At 41.9% G+C, this 17,836-nt stretch carries 15 protein-coding genes, 1 tRNA gene and 2 pseudogenes; 14 read left to right on the top strand and 4 right to left on the bottom strand.

Features of this window, described 5'->3' with window-relative positions:
- Window positions 1-6: 6 nt before the first annotated feature.
- The 9 genes and pseudogenes from leuD to HMPREF3057_RS08660 all read left to right on the top strand — a co-directional run bounded on the left by leuD (window position 7) and on the right by HMPREF3057_RS08660 (window position 9,009).
- Window positions 7-600 (top strand): 3-isopropylmalate dehydratase small subunit, encoded by a 594-nt coding sequence (leuD, locus tag HMPREF3057_RS08700; protein ID WP_000410640.1) that lies wholly within the window; start codon window positions 7-9, stop codon window positions 598-600.
- A gap of 26 nt (window positions 601-626) precedes the next feature.
- The gene (locus HMPREF3057_RS08695; protein WP_049520369.1) at window positions 627-1,406 is read left to right on the top strand and encodes an L-threonylcarbamoyladenylate synthase; all 780 of its coding nucleotides are present in this window, start codon (window positions 627-629) and stop codon (window positions 1,404-1,406) included.
- Between the two features lie 200 nt (window positions 1,407-1,606).
- Window positions 1,607-2,593, top strand: a complete 987-nt coding sequence (locus HMPREF3057_RS08690) for a GMP reductase (protein WP_049520368.1) — start codon at window positions 1,607-1,609, stop codon at window positions 2,591-2,593.
- Between the two features lie 67 nt (window positions 2,594-2,660).
- Window positions 2,661-2,732, top strand: a tRNA-Arg gene (locus tag HMPREF3057_RS08685).
- A 173-nt stretch (window positions 2,733-2,905) separates the two neighbouring features.
- The gene (rnc, locus tag HMPREF3057_RS08680) at window positions 2,906-3,604 is read left to right on the top strand and encodes a ribonuclease III (protein ID WP_049520367.1); all 699 of its coding nucleotides are present in this window, start codon (window positions 2,906-2,908) and stop codon (window positions 3,602-3,604) included.
- On the top strand, window positions 3,595-7,134 hold the full coding sequence (smc, locus tag HMPREF3057_RS08675) for a chromosome segregation protein SMC (protein WP_070697255.1): 3,540 nt from the start codon (window positions 3,595-3,597) through the stop codon (window positions 7,132-7,134). Before rnc ends, smc begins: the two co-directional genes overlap by 10 nt.
- 143 nt (window positions 7,135-7,277) lie before the next feature.
- On the top strand, window positions 7,278-8,213 hold the full coding sequence (locus tag HMPREF3057_RS08670; protein ID WP_070697253.1) for a bifunctional riboflavin kinase/FAD synthetase: 936 nt from the start codon (window positions 7,278-7,280) through the stop codon (window positions 8,211-8,213).
- A gap of 327 nt (window positions 8,214-8,540) precedes the next feature.
- Window positions 8,541-8,777: an AbrB family transcriptional regulator gene (locus tag HMPREF3057_RS08665; protein ID WP_000260599.1), complete on the top strand. Its 237-nt coding sequence runs from the start codon at window positions 8,541-8,543 to the stop codon at window positions 8,775-8,777.
- Window positions 8,774-9,009, top strand: a pseudogene (locus HMPREF3057_RS08660) (hypothetical protein). The gene HMPREF3057_RS08665 and the pseudogene HMPREF3057_RS08660 overlap by 4 nt, the downstream one beginning before the upstream one ends.
- A gap of 93 nt (window positions 9,010-9,102) precedes the next feature.
- On the opposite strand, the gene HMPREF3057_RS08655 reads toward HMPREF3057_RS08660, so the two are convergent.
- Genes HMPREF3057_RS08655 through HMPREF3057_RS10515 form a run of 3 tightly spaced genes read right to left on the bottom strand, consistent with a single transcriptional unit; the run spans window position 9,103 to window position 10,952 of the window.
- Complete coding sequence (locus HMPREF3057_RS08655; protein ID WP_070697251.1) at window positions 9,103-9,918, bottom strand: TIGR03943 family putative permease subunit; 816 nt, start codon at window positions 9,916-9,918, stop codon at window positions 9,103-9,105.
- Window positions 9,915-10,820 (bottom strand): permease, encoded by a 906-nt coding sequence (locus HMPREF3057_RS08650; protein ID WP_070697247.1) that lies wholly within the window; start codon window positions 10,818-10,820, stop codon window positions 9,915-9,917. The genes HMPREF3057_RS08655 and HMPREF3057_RS08650 overlap by 4 nt, the downstream gene beginning before the upstream one ends.
- Window positions 10,821-10,952, bottom strand: a complete 132-nt coding sequence (locus HMPREF3057_RS10515; RefSeq protein ID WP_000268696.1) for an SPJ_0845 family protein — start codon at window positions 10,950-10,952, stop codon at window positions 10,821-10,823. It abuts the gene before it with no gap.
- A 130-nt stretch (window positions 10,953-11,082) separates the two neighbouring features.
- On the opposite strand from HMPREF3057_RS10515, the gene HMPREF3057_RS08640 reads away from it, so the two are divergent.
- The 5 genes and pseudogenes from HMPREF3057_RS08640 to HMPREF3057_RS08620 all read left to right on the top strand — a co-directional run bounded on the left by HMPREF3057_RS08640 (window position 11,083) and on the right by HMPREF3057_RS08620 (window position 17,093).
- Window positions 11,083-13,212, top strand: coding sequence for a Tex family protein (locus HMPREF3057_RS08640; RefSeq protein ID WP_000359115.1), 2,130 nt, complete (start codon window positions 11,083-11,085; stop codon window positions 13,210-13,212).
- A pseudogene (locus tag HMPREF3057_RS08635) lies at window positions 13,199-13,632 on the top strand (SprT family protein). Before HMPREF3057_RS08640 ends, HMPREF3057_RS08635 begins: the two are co-directional and overlap by 14 nt.
- Window positions 13,633-13,691: 59 nt before the next feature.
- Complete coding sequence (locus HMPREF3057_RS08630; protein ID WP_001092787.1) at window positions 13,692-13,964, top strand: PspC domain-containing protein; 273 nt, start codon at window positions 13,692-13,694, stop codon at window positions 13,962-13,964.
- A gap of 380 nt (window positions 13,965-14,344) precedes the next feature.
- Window positions 14,345-15,103, top strand: coding sequence for an ABC transporter ATP-binding protein (locus tag HMPREF3057_RS08625; RefSeq protein WP_000173369.1), 759 nt, complete (start codon window positions 14,345-14,347; stop codon window positions 15,101-15,103).
- Window position 15,104: 1 nt separating this feature from the next.
- Window positions 15,105-17,093, top strand: coding sequence for an FtsX-like permease family protein (locus HMPREF3057_RS08620; RefSeq protein WP_070697246.1), 1,989 nt, complete (start codon window positions 15,105-15,107; stop codon window positions 17,091-17,093).
- 39 nt (window positions 17,094-17,132) lie between these two features.
- Here the strand turns inward: HMPREF3057_RS08620 and HMPREF3057_RS08615 are convergent, their stop codons facing one another.
- The gene (locus HMPREF3057_RS08615) at window positions 17,133-17,828 is read right to left on the bottom strand and encodes a VIT1/CCC1 transporter family protein (protein ID WP_000136041.1); all 696 of its coding nucleotides are present in this window, start codon (window positions 17,826-17,828) and stop codon (window positions 17,133-17,135) included.
- Window positions 17,829-17,836 lie beyond the last annotated feature (8 nt).

Raw genomic sequence — 17,836 nt, 5'->3', positions numbered from 1 at the left:
GAGGATATGGAGAAATTTACAGTTTATACAGGAACGACCGTTCCTCTCATGAATGATAACATCGACACCGACCAAATACTCCCCAAGCAGTTTCTCAAGTTAATTGATAAAAAAGGCTTTGGTAAGTACCTCATGTATGCTTGGCGTTATCTGGACGATAACTATACTGAGGATCCAGACTTTGTTTTTAACCGACCAGAATACCGTAAAGCCAGTATTCTTATCTCAGGGGACAACTTTGGCGCAGGATCGTCCAGAGAACACGCAGCTTGGGCTCTGGCCGACTATGGTTTTAAGGTCGTGATTGCAGGTTCTTTCGGTGATATTCATTACAATAATGAACTCAATAATGGCATGTTGCCCATTGTTCAGCCTAGAGAGGTTAGAGAAAAGCTAGCCCAACTCAAACCGACTGACCAGGTAACTGTGGACTTGGAACAACAAAAAATCATCTCACCAGTTGGAGAATTCACTTTCGAAATAGATAGCGAGTGGAAACACAAGCTCTTAAATGGTTTGGATGATATCGGAATTACTTTGCAGTATGAAGACTTGATTGCTGCCTATGAAAAACAACGACCGGCCTACTGGCAGGATTAGAAAAATAGAAAAGGAAATATAGAACTATGACAAAACACATTCAATGGAACGGAACACTTTCACAAGAAGGCTATGACATTTTAAAAGGTGAGGGCGGATGTATCGTTTGCCCCACAAAAGTTGGTTACATTATCATGACGAGCGATAAGGCAGGTCTTGAACGCAAATTTGAAGCTAAAGAGCGTAACCGTAACAAACCAGGTGTTGTACTTTGTGGTAGCATGGACGAGCTACGCGCTTTAGCACAACTCAACCCAGAAATTGAAGCCTTCTACCAAAAACATTGGGACGAAGACATTCTCCTCGGTTGTATCCTTCCTTGGAAACCAGAAGCCTTTGAGAAACTCGAAGCTTATGGTGATGGTCGTGAAGAACTCATGACAGACGTTCGTGGTACTAGCTGTTTTGTCATCAAGTTTGGTAAAGCTGGTGAACAGTTGGCTGCTAAACTTTGGGAAGAAGGTAAAATGGTCTATGCCTCATCAGCTAACCCATCTGGTAAAGGAAACCGCGGTAAGGTGGAAGGTATCGGAGAACGTATCGAAGGAGCAGTGGATCTTGTCATTGAAGCAGACGACTATGTGGCATCTATCCAACCTGACAAAACGATTGAAACGCGCTACGAGCAAGGTGTAATGGTGTCAATGGTTGATAAAGACGGGAAACTCATCCCAGAACAAGGTGGAGCACGTTCAATCTCGCCAGCACCAGTCGTTATCCGTAAAGGGCTTGACATTGATAAAATCATGATGCACCTGTCAGATACCTTTAACTCATGGGACTACCGTCAAGGTGAGTATTATTAAGATTGAAGAAGAGGAAAGAGTCTAATCTCTCCTCTTTCTCTTGCTATTTATACAAGTAATTTCCGAACGATATGATTTGATTATTGAAAATATTTGACAAAAACTGTACTTTGGTTTATAATAAGTCAAGGAAACGTCGGGAAAAGGCGTAGGGATGCGCAAGCATAGGTAGGTCATTATAGAAGAAACGAGACAGCGATATGTTAAATGAATTTCCAATTTTTGATTATGAAGATATTCAGTTGATCCCAAATAAATGTGTCATTAAAAGCCGTGCAGAAGCAGACACGAGTGTCACACTTGGAAATCACACTTTCAAACTACCTGTTGTACCAGCAAATATGCAGACGATTTTGGATGAGAACGTAGCAGAGCAACTAGCTAAAGGCGGTTACTTTTACATTATGCATCGTTTTGATGAGGCTGGGCGCATTCCTTTTATCAAACGCATGCACGATCAAGGGCTCATTGCTTCCATTTCTGTCGGTGTCAAGGATTACGAGTATGATTTTGTTAGCCAACTCAAGGCTGATGCTCCTGAGTATATCACGATTGACATTGCTCATGGTCATGCGGATAGTGTGATTTTTATGATTCAACACATCAAGAAAGAATTACCAAATACTTTTGTCATTGCTGGAAATGTGGGGACACCAGAAGCTGTTCGTGAATTGGAAAATGCCGGTGCGGATGCTACTAAGGTTGGAATCGGTCCTGGTAAGGTTTGTATCACCAAAGTCAAGACTGGTTTTGGTACAGGTGGCTGGCAATTGGCTGCCTTACGTTGGTGTGCTAAAGCTGCGCGTAAACCGATCATTGCTGATGGTGGGATTCGTACTCATGGTGATATAGCCAAGTCTATCCGTTTCGGTGCCAGCATGGTCATGATCGGTTCCCTTTTTGCAGGACACATCGAAAGCCCAGGGAAAACGATTGAAGTTGATGGCGAACAGTTCAAAGAATACTATGGTTCAGCTTCTCAATATCAAAAAGGAGCATATAAAAATGTGGAAGGTAAGCGCATCTTACTGCCTGCTAAAGGGCATTTGCAAGACACCCTTACTGAGATGGAGCAGGACTTGCAAAGTGCTATCTCTTATGCAGGTGGACGAAAGGTTGCTGACCTCAAGCACGTTGATTATGTGATTGTGAAAAACTCTATCTGGAATGGTGATGCATCCCACTAATAGACGCATACTCCACCCATAAAAAACTTGTTATTAGAGCAAATTTCTGTTATAATAAGACAAGTTTCCACCCTTAGTGTAATGGATATCACGTAAGATTCCGGTTCTTGAGATGGGGGTTCGATTCCCTCAGGGTGGATGTAAATAGCCTAAGAAAGCCATATTTAAAGGCTTTTTTCTTTATATTGCCCCTAAAATTGAAAAGTTTGTTCTAAAAAATGCTCAAATCCCCTCTAGTCCTGTTTTAAAGTGACTCAGGGGGCTTTTTTTGATATAATAAGAAAGACTGTTATCAGTTAGAAAGAGGTTGGTATGAAAGAATTACAAACTGTACTGAAAGACCGTTTTGCAATCGAATTTGCGGATAAAAAGCTACTGGAAACTGCCTTTACTCATACGAGTTATGCCAATGAGCACCGCCTCTTAAAAATTTCACACAATGAGCGCTTGGAATTTTTAGGAGACGCTGTTCTGCAGTTATTGATTTCAGAATATCTGTATAAAAAATATCCTAAGAAACCGGAGGGAGATTTGTCTAAACTCCGTGCTATGATTGTCCGTGAGGAGAGTTTGGCTGGTTTTGCGCGTGATTGCCAGTTTGATCAGTTTATCAAGCTAGGAAAAGGGGAAGAAAAGTCTGGTGGGCGCAATCGTGACACCATTCTTGGCGATGCCTTTGAAGCCTTTCTGGGAGCGTTGCTTTTGGACAAGGATGTTGCTAGAGTAAAAGAATTTATCTATCAAGTCATGATCCCCAAGGTTGAAGCAGGTGACTTTGAAATGATTAAGGATTACAAGACGCACCTGCAAGAGCTGCTCCAGGTCAATGGAGATGTGGATATTCGCTACCAGGTGACCTCTGAAACGGGACCTGCCCATGATAAGGTTTTTGATGTAGAAGTTCTGGTTGAGGGCAAGAGCATCGGAAAAGGCCAAGGCCGTTCTAAAAAATTAGCAGAGCAAGAGGCCGCAAAAAATGCAGTTGAGAAAGGGCTGAATTCATGTATTTAAAGGAAATTGAGATTCAGGGATTCAAGTCCTTTGCTGACAAGACCAAGGTCGTCTTTGACCAAGGTGTGACTGCTGTCGTTGGGCCAAATGGATCTGGAAAATCAAATATCACAGAAAGTCTGCGATGGGCCTTGGGGGAGTCTAGTGTCAAGAGCCTTCGTGGTGGCAAGATGCCCGATGTCATTTTTGCTGGGACTGAAAGTCGGAAACCATTGAATTATGCTTCGGTTGTTGTGACCTTGGATAATGTAGATGGTTTTATCAAGGATGCGGGGCAAGAAATCAAGGTAGAGCGTCATATCTATCGTAGTGGTGATAGCGAGTATCGAATTGATGGCAAGAAAGTCCGTCTGCGCGATGTACATGACCTTTTCTTAGATACAGGTCTGGGACGGGATTCCTTCTCTATTATTTCCCAAGGGAAGGTTGAGGAGATTTTTAATTCTAAGCCTGAAGAACGTCGAGCTATTTTTGAAGAAGCTGCTGGAGTTTTGAAATACAAGACTCGTCGAAAAGAAACAGAAAGCAAACTGCAACAAACTCAAGACAATCTCGATCGCTTAGAGGACATTATCTATGAGTTGGACAATCAAATCAAGCCCCTTGCAAAACAAGCCGAGAATGCTCGTAAGTTTCTCGACTTGGATGGTCAACGCAAGGCGATTTATTTGGATGTACTGGTTGCCCAAATCAAGGAAAACAAGGCTGAACTGGAGCTGACCGAGGAAGAACTAACTCAGGTTCAGGAACTTTTGACTAGCTATTACCAAAAACGTGAAGAGTTAGAAGAGGAAAATCAAAGTCTTAAAAAGAAACGTCAGGATCTGCAAGCTGAAATGGCTAAAGACCAAGGGAGCTTAATGGATTTGACTAGTTTGATCAGTGACTTAGAGCGAAAACTAGCCCTATCCAAACTGGAATCTGAGCAAGTTGCCCTTAATCAACAAGAAGCACAAACCCGTTTGGCAACTTTGGAAGATAAGAGAAAGGCTCTAAGTAAGGAAAAGGCTGAAAAAGAAGCGAACTTGGAACAGTTAGAGGAAAGTCTAGCTGAAAACAATAAGGAACTCAATCATTTAGAAGCGGAATTGCTGGCTTTTTCAGATGATCCTGACCAGATGATCGAGCTCCTGCGTGAACGTTTTGTGGCTCTTTTACAAGAAGAAGCGGATGTCTCAAACCAGTTGACCCGCATCGAGAATGAACTAGAGAACAGCCGTCAGTTATCTCAAAAACAAGCAGATCAACTTGAGAAACTGAAAGAACAACTGGCTACAGCTAAAGAGAAGGCCAGTCAACAACAGGCTGAGCTTGAAACTGCCAAGGAGAAAGTTCAGAAATTATTGGCAGACTACCAAGCTAGTGCCAAGGAACAAGAGGAGCAGAAAGTTTCTTTCCAAGCCCAGCAGAGCCAACTCTTTGACCGTCTAGACAGTCTCAAAAACAAGCAGGCTAGAGCCCAAAGTTTAGAAAACATCCTAAAAAATCATAGTAACTTTTATGCGGGTGTTAAGAGTGTTCTTCAAGAAAAAGACCGTCTTGGTGGGATCATTGGTGCAGTCAGTGAACATTTGACCTTTGATGTGCATTATCAAACTGCTTTGGAGATTGCACTTGGAGCTAGCAGTCAGCATATCATCGTAGAAGATGAAAACGCGGCAACAAAGGCGATTGATTTCCTAAAACGTAACAGAGCTGGTCGTGCAACTTTTCTTCCATTGACGACTATCAAGGCACGTACAATATCTAGTCAGAATCAAGATGCTATCGCAGCAAGTCCAGGATTTCTGGGAATGGCAGATGAGTTGGTGTCGTTTGACAAGAGACTAGAAGCCATTTTTAAGAATTTGTTAGCTACGACGGCTATCTTTGACACCGTAGAACATGCGCGTGCCGCAGCTCGTCAAGTTCGTTACCAAGTTCGTATGGTGACACTGGATGGGACAGAGTTGCGCACAGGTGGTTCCTACGCGGGTGGTGCCAATCGCCAGAATAACAGTATCTTCATCAAGCCAGAGCTAGAGCAATTACAAAAAGAAATTGCTGAAGAAGAAGCTAGTCTGCGTTCGGAAGAAGAAAGTTTGAAGATACTGCAAGATGAGAAGGCGGTATTGACAGAAAGATTAGAAGCCATCAAATCTCAGGGAGAACAGGCTCGTATCCATGAGCAAGGCTTGTACCTTGCTTATCAACAAACCAATCAGCAAGTGGAAGAGTTAGAAACTCTTTGGAAACTTCAAGAAGAGGAATTAAATCGTCTTTCTCTAGGAGATTGGCAAGCGGACAAGGAAAAATGCCAAGAGCGCCTTGCTACCATTGCCAGTGAAAAGCAAAACCTGGAAACTGAGATTGAAGAAATTAAGTCGAATAAAAACGCTATTCAAGAACGATATCAAAACTTGCAGGAACAGATTTCTCAAGCGCGCTTGCTTAAGTCAGAACTGCAAGGACAAAAGCGGTACGAAGTGACTGATATTGAACGTCTAAGTAAGGAACTGGATAATCTGAATATCGAACAAGAAGAAATCCAGCGTCTTCTCCAAGAAAAGGTTGATAATCTTGAGAAGGTTGATACGGATTTGTTAAGTCAACAGGCGGAAGAGGCCAAAACTCAGAAAACAAACCTCCAGCAAGGTTTGATTCGCAAGCAGTTTGAGTTGGATGATATCGAAGGCCAGCTGGATGATATTGCCAGCCATTTGGACCAGGCTCGTCAGCAGAATGAGGAGTGGATTCGCAAACAAACACGTGCTGAAGCCAAGAAAGAAAAGGTCAGCGAACGATTGCGCTATCTACAAGCTCAATTAACTGACCAGTACCAGATCAGCTACACCGAGGCTCTAGAAAAAGCACATGAGTTGAAAGATCTCAATCTGGCAGAGCAAGAGGTTAAAGATCTTGAGAAAGCTATTCGCTCACTGGGTCCTGTCAACTTGGACGCTATTGACCAGTACGAAGAAGTTCACAACCGTCTGGACTTCCTCAATAGCCAACGAGACGATATTTTGTCTGCGAAAAACCTACTCCTTGAGACCATCACAGAGATGAATGATGAGGTTAAAGAACGCTTCAAATCAACCTTTGAGGCGATTCGTGAGTCCTTTAAAGTGACCTTTAGACAGATGTTTGGTGGAGGTCAGGCAGACTTGATATTAACTGAGGGCGACCTTTTAACAGCTGGTGTGGAGATTTCTGTTCAACCACCAGGTAAGAAAATCCAGTCACTCAACCTCATGAGTGGTGGTGAAAAAGCCCTATCGGCCTTGGCCTTGTTGTTCTCTATCATTCGGGTTAAGACTATTCCTTTTGTTATCTTGGATGAGGTAGAGGCGGCGCTGGACGAAGCCAATGTTAAACGCTTTGGGGACTACCTCAACCGCTTTGACAAGGACAGCCAGTTCATCGTTGTGACCCACCGTAAGGGGACCATGGCGGCAGCGGATTCTATCTATGGAGTTACCATGCAAGAATCTGGTGTGTCCAAGATTGTTTCGGTTAAATTAAAAGACTTGGAAGAAACAGTAGACTAGTTACCAAACGATAGCATCTCTTAGGAGGTGCTATTTTTTAAAACTCATAGCTTGAATTGTCTATCAAGGTCAGTTCAGGCGCAAAAAACGACATTTGGGATTTCCTCTTAGCGAAAAGACTTGCTCTATGATATAATAGTTTCATGATTACAACAGTACCTATTAAGAACGAAAAAGATATTGCAGTACCGGGAAAAACAGTCCTTGTACTAGGTTATTTTGATGGCATCCACAAGGGGCATCAGAAACTTTTTGAAGTGGCCAGCAAGGCTTCGATGAAGGACTATCTGCCAGTTGTCGTGATGACCTTTACAGAGTCGCCAAAACTTGCCTTACAACCTTATCAACCTGAGCTCATGCTTCACATCGTCAATCATGAGGAACGGGAGCACAAGATGAAGTGGCACGGAGTAGAGGCTCTTTTCTTACTGGACTTTAGTAGCAAATTTGCTAGTTTAACGGGTCAAGAATTCTTTGATACCTATGTTAGAGCTTTAAAACCAGCCATTATCGTAGCAGGATTTGATTACACCTTTGGCTCAGATAAGAAAACTGCGGATGACCTGAAGGACTATTTTGATGGAGAGATTATCATTGTTCCTCCGGTCGAGGACGAAAAGGGAAAGATCAGCTCCACACGGATTCGCCAAGCTATTCTTGATGGAGATGTCAAGGAAGTCAACCATCTACTCGGCACACCGCTCCCAACCCGTGGAATGGTCGTTCATGGAAATGCTCGTGGGCGTACTATCGGTTATCCAACAGCCAATCTGGTCCTAAGAGATCGAACTTATATGCCAGCAGACGGTGTTTACGTAGTCGATGTAGAAGTACAACGTCAGAGATATCGTGGCATGGCAAGTGTTGGGAAAAATGTTACTTTCGATGGAGAAGAGCCGCGTTTTGAAGTCAATATTTTTGATTTTTCAGATGATATTTATGGTGAGACAGTCATGGTCTACTGGCTAGACCGTGTCCGCGATATGGTTAAATTTGACTCCATCGACGAGCTCGTAGACCAACTCCAGAAAGACGAAGAAATTGCTCGGAACTGGAAGGATGAGGAGCAAAAGAGTTAAAAAAGTGAACCATATTTTATGTTCGCTTTTTTATTTTTAAAAGAAATCTTAATAGAGAGAAACTTAATTGAAGCTTGATTGAAAATCTGTTAAAATAGTGATATTCATAACTTTAAAACCAAAGAAAAGAGACTAGTATGATTACAGGCGAATTAAAAAATAAAATCGATCATCTGTGGGAAATGCTGTGGACTGAAGGAAATTCAAATCCTAAAAAATCACTTATGCAGGGGTATTTCGGTTAAGATTTGGGATGAGATAGCAGTTTTACACTATCATTGTAATTACCGTAGTTATTTATCATAATACTTCAAAGGAGGAAATCAGATGGTCGTAAAAACAAGAAAACAAGGAAATTCAATCACCATTACGATTCCAAGCGAATTCAATATTCCAAGTGGTGTTAAATACGAAGCGAAATTGCTACCAAGTGGCGAAATTATCTTTACTCCTGAAGAATTGGACCATCAGGTCTCTTATGTCTCTGATGATGCCTTTGACTTGAAATTGGATACAATTTTTGATGAATACGATGATGTTTTCAAAGCTTTGGTGGAAAAATGACAGTCTATTTAACAGAAAAGCAAATTGAAAAAATCAATGCTTTAGCAATTCAACGGTATTCTCCAAATGGGCAAATTCAAACAGTTAGTCCTTCAGCGTTAAATATGATTGTGAGGAAGAAGCTGTTGATATGTGCGTGACTATAGCGGTAGAAACTTTAACTGATGAAAAAATGATAAGCTACTCTAAATGGGTTTCTGAACATTCTATCAGAGAAAAGGTCAAAAAGTAAGATAGTATGCTGGATTAAAATGAGCATAAGAAAAAAATGAAGAGACAATATTAGAATTCTGTAATGCAGAAACTCTGATATTGCCTCTTTTTATTAAAACACACGATAGACATAAGGATTTTCTGGTTTGTCTACTTTTGTGAAACTCTCAACTTCCAGTGTTGGGAGTTTTTGTTTGAGTTCTTTATGGTAGTGGAGAGTCAGGGTTCCTCTAGCGGTGATCCAGGTATTGTCAGGATACTGGCGTGAGTTTCCCTTAGTTAGGAGTCCATATACACCAGAGTCTGCGATACAGTGGATAATCCCAAAGCGAAAGAGGAATTGGCTATCATCATGGCTAGGATCGTTATAGACAAAGCCTGTAAACTCGATTTGCTTTCCTTCAAACTCTTGTGGATAGTCATAGAGAACTTCCATGACCTCCATATAGTTTTCATCTGTAACCTGAATGGTTGGCTGTGAGAGGTATTTGTCAGCTGTTGTCCTCATTTCCTTTTCATAAGCAGACTTGGAAAAATAGGTACTAGTATCGGGTTTGAGGTATTGACTAGATGTACCTTCGCTTGCCTGAATAGCTGTGTCGATTCCCTCAGAGAGTGGGAAATGATAGCCTTTGGCAGATACGGTTCTCGAATCTAAACTTACTGTCGGAAAGGCAATTCCAATCAAGAGAGGTAGTGACAGTAACAGGATGCTGATTTGTCTAGCTTGACGACTTTCCATATGGCTGCGAGAGTTGATTTTCTTAATCCAAATGTAGAATTGGACCAGAGCCAACAGAAGAGAAAGGACCATTGAGATATAGACTAGATAGGAATAGTGGAGGTTGATGTAGTGGCTGAGCTTGCCAGATAGCTGTAGATACAGAGTTAGGACAAAATAGCCCAGTAAAATGATAAATCGAATCATAGCATCACCCCTATCATGTAAGAATAAAGCAAGACAAACACTGTCACAATGCCCATGAATTGCCAGATGAAGTGGGGTTTGAGATAGTGTTTCATCATGAGGAGATTTTTGATATCAAGCATGGGGCCGATGACTAGAAAGGCAAGGACAGGAGCGAGTCCAAAGCTCGAGAGGAGAGAAGCACCGATAAAGGCGTCTGCCTCGCTACAAAGTGAAAGGAGAAAGGCAAGAAACATGAGCAAGAGAATCGCAAGGACTGGACTAGCACTGATAGAGGTCAAGATCCGAGTCGGGACATAGACCTGCACGATAGCAGCAAAGAGACAGCCAAATATCAAGTAACGCCCCATATCGAAAAACTCGTCAATAGCCTGTATAAAGAACTGAAAGACCTTTCTAGCGGGACCCAAGTGTGAAAAGTCATGTTCATGGCAAGCGATAGGATTCTCTTTTTGAATGGGTTCCTTCCAGAAAAATCCTAGGAAAATCCCCAGAATCAAAGCAATCACAATAGCTCCCAGAGCTCGCAAGAAGGCAAGTTTTATTGAATTGCCAAAGGCAGAATATGTGGCGAAAAGAACGATAGGATTGATGATGGGAGCAGTCACCAGAAAAGGAACCGCTGTGTAGCTGGGCACTTTCTTTTCCAGAAAACGATTGATAATCGGAACGATACCACATTCGCAAGAAGGAAAGAGAAAGCCAATGAAGGTACCAAAAAAGATCCTCCCCCAACGATTGCGAGGGAGAAACTCATAAACTTTATCAGGTGTGATATAGACCTCAATCAATCCCGAAATGAGACTCCCAATCAAGACAAAAGGAAGGGCTTCAATCATGATGGAGAGAAAAATAGCTCCCGCTTGTAATACACTAGGAGGAAGAGATTGGAAAATCGTCATCTATTTTTTCTTCTCAACTTTTTCTTTTTTATCTTTGTCATCTGGAAAAGTGACTTGTGTTAAGTCAGGAAGTTTTGCGAATTCTTCAAACATCTTGTCCAAGTCATCCGTTTTTGTAAATTTAACAGCCATGGGCCTACCTCTTTTCTACATTCTACCTCTATTATACTATTATTTTCTTGAAAAGGGATTATTTTGATAATCAAAGAGGTAAAAAAGGGTAGGGCGAAACAAGGGCTGTTCCTTATGGTATAATAGGTATATGGATAAAAAATATGAAAAAATCTCCCAAGATTTGGGTGTAACCTTAAAGCAAATCGATACCGTTCTAAGTTTGACCGCTGAAGGAGCGACAATTCCCTTTATCGCCCGTTATCGCAAGGACATGACTGGTAGTCTGGATGAGGTAGCGATTAAGGCCATTATTGATCTGGATAAAAGTCTGACAAATCTCAACGATCGTAAAGAAGCTGTCTTAGCTAAGATTCAAGAACAAGGTAAGCTAACAAAGGAATTGGAAGAAGCTATCCTTGCAGCTGAGAAATTAGCAGATGTAGAAGAACTCTATCTTCCTTATAAGGAAAAACGTCGGACCAAGGCTACCATTGCCCGTGAAGCTGGACTCTTTCCTCTTGCTCGCTTGATTTTGCAGGATGTAGCTGACTTGGAGAAAGAAGCTGAGAAGTTTGTCTGTGAAGGATTTGCGACTGGTCAAGAAGCCTTGGCTGGTGCGGTTGATATCTTGGTCGAAGCCTTATCCGAAGATGTCAATCTACGTGCTATGACCTATCAGGAAGTGTTGAGACACTCTAAAATCACTTCGCAAGTCAAGGGTGAAAATCTCGATGAAAAACAAGTTTTTCAGATTTATTATGATTTTTCAGAGACAGTTGGCAACATGCAGGGCTATCGTACCTTGGCTCTCAACCGTGGGGAAAAATTAGGTATTTTGAAGGTTGGCTTTGAACATGCGACGGACCGTATCTTATCTTTCTTTGGTGCTCGTTTTAAAGTCAAAAATGCCTATATAGATGAAGTTGTCCAACAGTCAGTTAAGAAAAAGGTATTGCCTGCTATTGAGCGACGCATTCGGACAGAGTTGACTGAGAAAGCGGAAGAAGGGGCTATCCAACTCTTTTCTGACAATCTGCGCAATCTCCTCTTGGTTGCTCCGCTGAAAGGGCGCGTGGTTCTAGGATTTGACCCAGCCTTTCGTACAGGTGCCAAGCTAGCTGTCGTTGATGCAACAGGGAAAATGCTGACGACTCAAGTCATTTATCCAGTAAAACCAGCCTCCGATCGTCAAATCGAAGAAGCCAAGCGAGACTTAGCCGACTTGATCGGTCAGTATGGCGTGGAAATTATTGCCATCGGAAATGGAACGGCCAGTCGTGAAAGTGAAGCCTTTGTGGCGGAAGTTCTGAAAGATTTTCCAGAAGTCAGCTATGTTATCGTCAATGAAAGTGGCGCTTCTGTCTATTCTGCTAGTGAACTAGCTCGTCAGGAGTTTCCAGACTTGACCGTTGAAAAACGCTCTGCTATCTCGATCGCTCGACGTTTGCAAGATCCCCTTGCTGAATTGGTCAAAATTGATCCCAAGTCAATCGGTGTCGGTCAATACCAGCACGATGTCAGTCAGAAGAAACTGTCTGAGAGTCTGGACTTTGTCGTAGATACGGTGGTTAACCAAGTCGGTGTCAATGTCAATACAGCCAGCCCAGCTCTTCTTTCCCACGTAGCTGGACTCAATAAAACCATTTCTGAAAATATCGTCAAATACCGTGAGGAAGAAGGAAAAATCACTTCACGTTCTCAAATCAAGAAGGTTCCTCGTCTAGGTGCCAAAGCCTTTGAGCAAGCTGCAGGTTTCCTCCGTATTCCTGAAAGTAGCAATATCCTTGATAATACAGGAGTTCATCCAGAGAACTATGCTGCGGTTAAGGAGCTTTTCAAACGCTTGGATATCAAGGAGTTGAATGAAGAAGCACAAAATAAGCTTAAGTCCCTTTCAGTTAAGGAGATGGCGCAAGAACTAGATCTTGGCCCAGAAACCCTTAAAGATATTATTGCCGACCTTCTCAAACCAGGTCGAGATTTCCGTGATTCTTTTGATGCACCTGTACTCCGTCAAGATGTACTGGATATCAAAGACTTAAAAGTCGGCCAGAAGCTAGAAGGTGTGGTGCGTAATGTCGTTGACTTCGGTGCCTTCGTTGATATCGGGATTCACGAGGATGGTTTGATCCATATTTCCCACATGAGTCGCAAATTTATCAAACATCCTAGTCAAGTGGTGTCTGTTGGAGATTTGGTAACGGTTTGGGTTAAGAAAATCGATACTGAACGTGAAAAAGTTAATCTGTCGCTCCTAGCTCCAGATGAAACTGACTGAGTACGTTCAGTCCGTTTCCCTCGAAGACTTTGGTAGACCTTTTACACACCAAGCCCAATGGAATTCTCGTCTGCGAACGACAGGTGGGCGATTTTTCCCTAAAGATGGGTTAATCCCAAGGTCTATAATGAACTTGGTTTGGAGGTTTTTCGGAAAATCGTGCGCCATGAACTCTGTCACTATCACCTTTATTTTCAGAAAAAGGGGTATCGGCATAAGGACCGAGATTTTAAGGAACTTTTGAAAGAAGTGGATGGACTACGCTTTGTTCCCCCTTTGAGAGCCCAAAGTAATTTCCTAGTTTATCAGTGTCAATCCTGCCAGCAACGCTATCAACGAAAGAGGAAGATTGATACCAAGTGCTATCGCTGTGGCGTCTGCCGTGGTAAACTCGTCATCCTAAATCGGCCTAAGGACTGATGTTTGTGCCCCCGTTTCATGATATACTACTTGTAAGAATACCGAAAGAGGAACAAATCATGAATACAAAATTTTATAAAATGAAACGAAATAGTATGGTATCGGGAGTTTTAGCTGGTTTATCAGACAAGTGGAATTTTGATGTAACTCTAGTCCGCTTTCTCTTTGCCATTTTTACCATATCAAATTTTGGGATTGGTGTGATTATCTACATCATCCTCGCCTCTATTCTGCCAACTAAGGAAGAGATTGAAGCAGAAATGTACGGAACAGGACCACGCAAACGTAAGGATGCTGAGGCCATTTATGACAATGATGGACGGTTTTGGTGAGTCGGATTTGGAAATAGTTTATAGATGATTTCCTTGTTTCTTGAAGAAATTAGAAAAAGTAGTGAATCCTAACCCTTGCATCCGCAAGGGTTTTCTTCTTGCCTTTCTTTTATGGTAAAATATTGATAGCGAAATTGCTTGATATTCTTCAATCTTACAAAAATGTAAGATTAAAGTCTCTTTTGTAAGGTTAGGTTATGGCAAGCCATCTTTTTTTGCGATAAACTAGACTCATAAAGAATAAAGGAGCAAAACCATGAAAAGAATTTTACAAAAGAAAACAAGAAAACCAAGTCAAAAAGATATCGAGCGTGTTCAACTGGGATGCGCTATGATGCAAGCACAGTTTCAAATGATGGGATATTAAGAAGGAGAAAATCATGACACTTTTAGATGTAAAACACGTTCAAAAAATCTACAAAACACGTTTCCAAGGAAACCAAGTCGAAGCACTCAAAGATATTCACTTTACCGTAGAAAAGGGTGACTACGTTGCCATCATGGGTGAGTCTGGTTCAGGAAAGTCAACCCTGCTCAACATCCTAGCTATGCTGGATAAACCAACTCGAGGCCAGGTTTACCTAAACGGAACAGACACAGCCACTATTAAAAATTCACAGGCTTCGAGTTTCCGTCGGGAAAAGTTGGGATTTGTCTTCCAAGACTTTAACTTGCTAGATACCCTGTCTGTTAAGGACAATATCTTGCTTCCGTTAGTGTTATCACGAAAACCTATCACGGAGATGATGAAGAAGTTGGTAGTGACAGCTGAAAATTTGGGCATCAACCAATTGCAAGAGAAGTACCCTTACGAGATCTCAGGTGGTCAAAAACAGCGGGTAGCAGTAGCACGCGCCATCATCACTGAACCTGAAATTCTCCTTGCGGATGAGCCAACAGGAGCCCTTGACTCCAAGTCATCTGCAGCCTTACTCGATGTATTTGATGAAATCAATGAACGCGGTCAAACCATTCTCATGGTAACCCACTCAACGGCGGCAGCCAGCAGGGCCAAGCGCGTTCTCTTTATCAAAGACGGCATTCTTTACAACCAAATCTACCGTGGAGACAAGACAGAGCGTCAGATGTTCCAAGAAATCTCTGATACTTTGACTGTTATGGCAAGCGAGGTGAATTAGTATGTTCCGATTAACCAATAAGTTAGCGGTATCAAACTTAATCAAAAACCGTAAACTCTACTATCCCTTTGCCCTTGCTGTTCTCTTAGCAGTGACCATCACCTATCTTTTTTACTCATTGTCACTTAATCCTAACATAGGCAAGATTCGAGGGGGAGAAACTATCTCTATGACCCTGGCTCTCGGTATGGTAGTTGTTACCATCGCTTCTGGAATTATTGTCCTTTATGCAAATAGTTTTGTCATGAAGAACCGCTCCAAGGAGCTGGGTGTATATGGTATGCTGGGTCTCGAAAAGCGCCATTTGATCAGTATGGTTTTTAAGGAGCTTCTTATTTTTGGTTCCTTAACCTTGACAGCTGGTCTCGGTCTAGGAGCTCTCTTTGATAAGCTAATCTTTGCCCTTCTTCTGAAGTTGATGAAAATGAAAGTAGAGCTCGTTTCGACTTTCCAACCAATTGTCTTTATCCTAGTTCTCATCGTCTTTGGAGCTATCTTCCTAGGTCTAATTTTTATCAATGCCTTTCGCATCGCACGCATGAATGCCCTTCAGCTCTCTCGTGAAAAAGCCAGTGGTGAGAAAAAAGGACGTTTCTTAGGTGTCCAAACCATCCTAGGTCTGATTAGTTTGGGAGCTGGTTACTATCTAGCAGTAACAGTCGAAAACCCACTTTCTGCTGTTCTGATTTTCTTCGTAGCAGTCTTGTTGGTAATTTTGGGGACTTATCTTCTCTTCAATGCAGGGATTACAGTTTTCTTACAAATCTTAAAGAAAAACAAGACTTACTATTACCAGCCCAACAACATGATTTCCGTATCCAATCTCATTTTCCGTATGAAGAAAAATGCGGTTGGTCTTGCGACGATTGCAATTCTCTCAACCATGGTCTTGGTGACAATGTCTGCTGCAACAAGTATCTTTAAAGCATCAGAAAACTTCAAGAAGGTCATGAATCCACATGATTTTGGGATTACAGGACAGAATGTTGAAAAAGAAGACATCGAAAAACTCTTGAACCAGTATGCTAGTGATAAAGGATTGACTGTCACAAAGAAAGAAGTCCTTACATACAGTAACTTTGGTGTGGCAAATCAAGAAGGTACGAAATTGACAATTTTTGAGAAAGGTCAAAATCGTGTTCAACCGAAAACTATTTTTATGGTCTTTGACCAAAAAGACTATGAGAATATGACAGGACAGAAACTTGCACTTTCAGGTAAGGAAGTTGGATTGTTTGCTCAAAACAAGCAACTTCAAGGGCAGAAAGAATTGACTCTGAATGACCAGACCTACACGATCAAAGAAGAAATCAAAAAAGATTTTATTCTTGAACATGTCCCAAATCAGTACAATATTCTAACTTCGGACTATAACTATTTGGTTGTTCCTGACTTACAAGCCTTTCTAGAACAGCATCCTAACTCTTCCATCTTTAATCAATACTATGGTGGTATGAATGTAACGGCTAGTGAGGACGAGCAGCTTAAAATTGCAGATGACTATTCAAAATTCGTCAACAACTTTAATAGAGAATTAAACAAAGAAGGAAGCTATGTTTACGGAAGCAATCTGGCTGATAGCAGTGCGCAGATGAGTGCTCTCCTTGGTGGAGTCTTCTTCATCGGTATCTTCCTCTCTATCATCTTTATGGTGGGAACGGTTCTCGTCATCTACTACAAACAAATCTCTGAAGGATATGAAGACCGTGAACGCTTTATCATTTTACAAAAAGTCGGTCTCGATCAAAAGCAAATCAAGCAAACTATCAACAAACAGGTCCTAACTGTTTTCTTCCTCCCATTGCTCTTTGCTTTTCTACATCTTGCCTTTGCCTATCATATGCTTAGTCTCATCCTAAAAGTCATTGGGGTGCTTGATGCGACCATGATGTTGACAGTCACTTTGTCCATCTGTGCTATCTTCCTCATTGTCTATGTTTTAATCTTTATGATTACCTCAAGAAGCTATCGCAAGATTGTGCAAATGTAAAAAAGATACCTCGATATTTATCGAGGTATTTCTTTTATCTTAGATACTAAAGAGTTGTCCTAAGAGGAAGGTTACTCCCATGGTCAGGAGTCCGATACAGAGGTTACGGATCATAGCAGTTTTCGTAGGAGCTTTTCCTAATTTAGCACTGGTATAGCCAGTGACGAGAAGGGAAAGTGCCACGATAAAAACAGTAGCAGGAATGCGATAGTCACTTGGAAAGACGGTGATCGAAAGCATAGGAGGAAGACTTCCCAGTACAAAGGCGATAAAGCTAGAGGTAGCAGCATGCCAAGGGTTGGTAAACTCTTCGTACTCGATTCCATACTTTTCTTCGACCAAGGCTTTGAGTGGATTTTTCAAAAAGGCCTTGTTGGTCAAGAGTTGGGCGGACGTTTCACACTCACCGTTTTGAAGATAAGCAGCATAGAGGGATTGTTTAGCAGATTCGATGTCCTTATCCAAGAGCAACTGTTCTCTGGCAACAGCGGCTTCTTCCGTGTCTTTCTGAGTGGATACAGAGACATATTCGCCACCTGCCATAGAAAAAGCACCAGCGAGGATAGCAGCCAAACCTGATAAAAAGATAATCCAGATATTGCTTGTCGCACTGGCAACACCGATAACGACTCCAGCGATGGAAATAATCCCATCATTGGCACCAAGAACACCCGCGCGTAGGATATTGAGTCGGCCTGCAAAGTTTGCATCAATTTCATGTTTTATTTCAGTCATAGTCATCT

The organism is Streptococcus sp. HMSC072D05, assembly GCF_001815805.1.
Taxonomy (GTDB): domain Bacteria; phylum Bacillota; class Bacilli; order Lactobacillales; family Streptococcaceae; genus Streptococcus.
The sequence above is the reverse complement of the archived record's forward strand: the minus strand, read 5'-3'. Positions and strand labels throughout refer to the sequence as shown.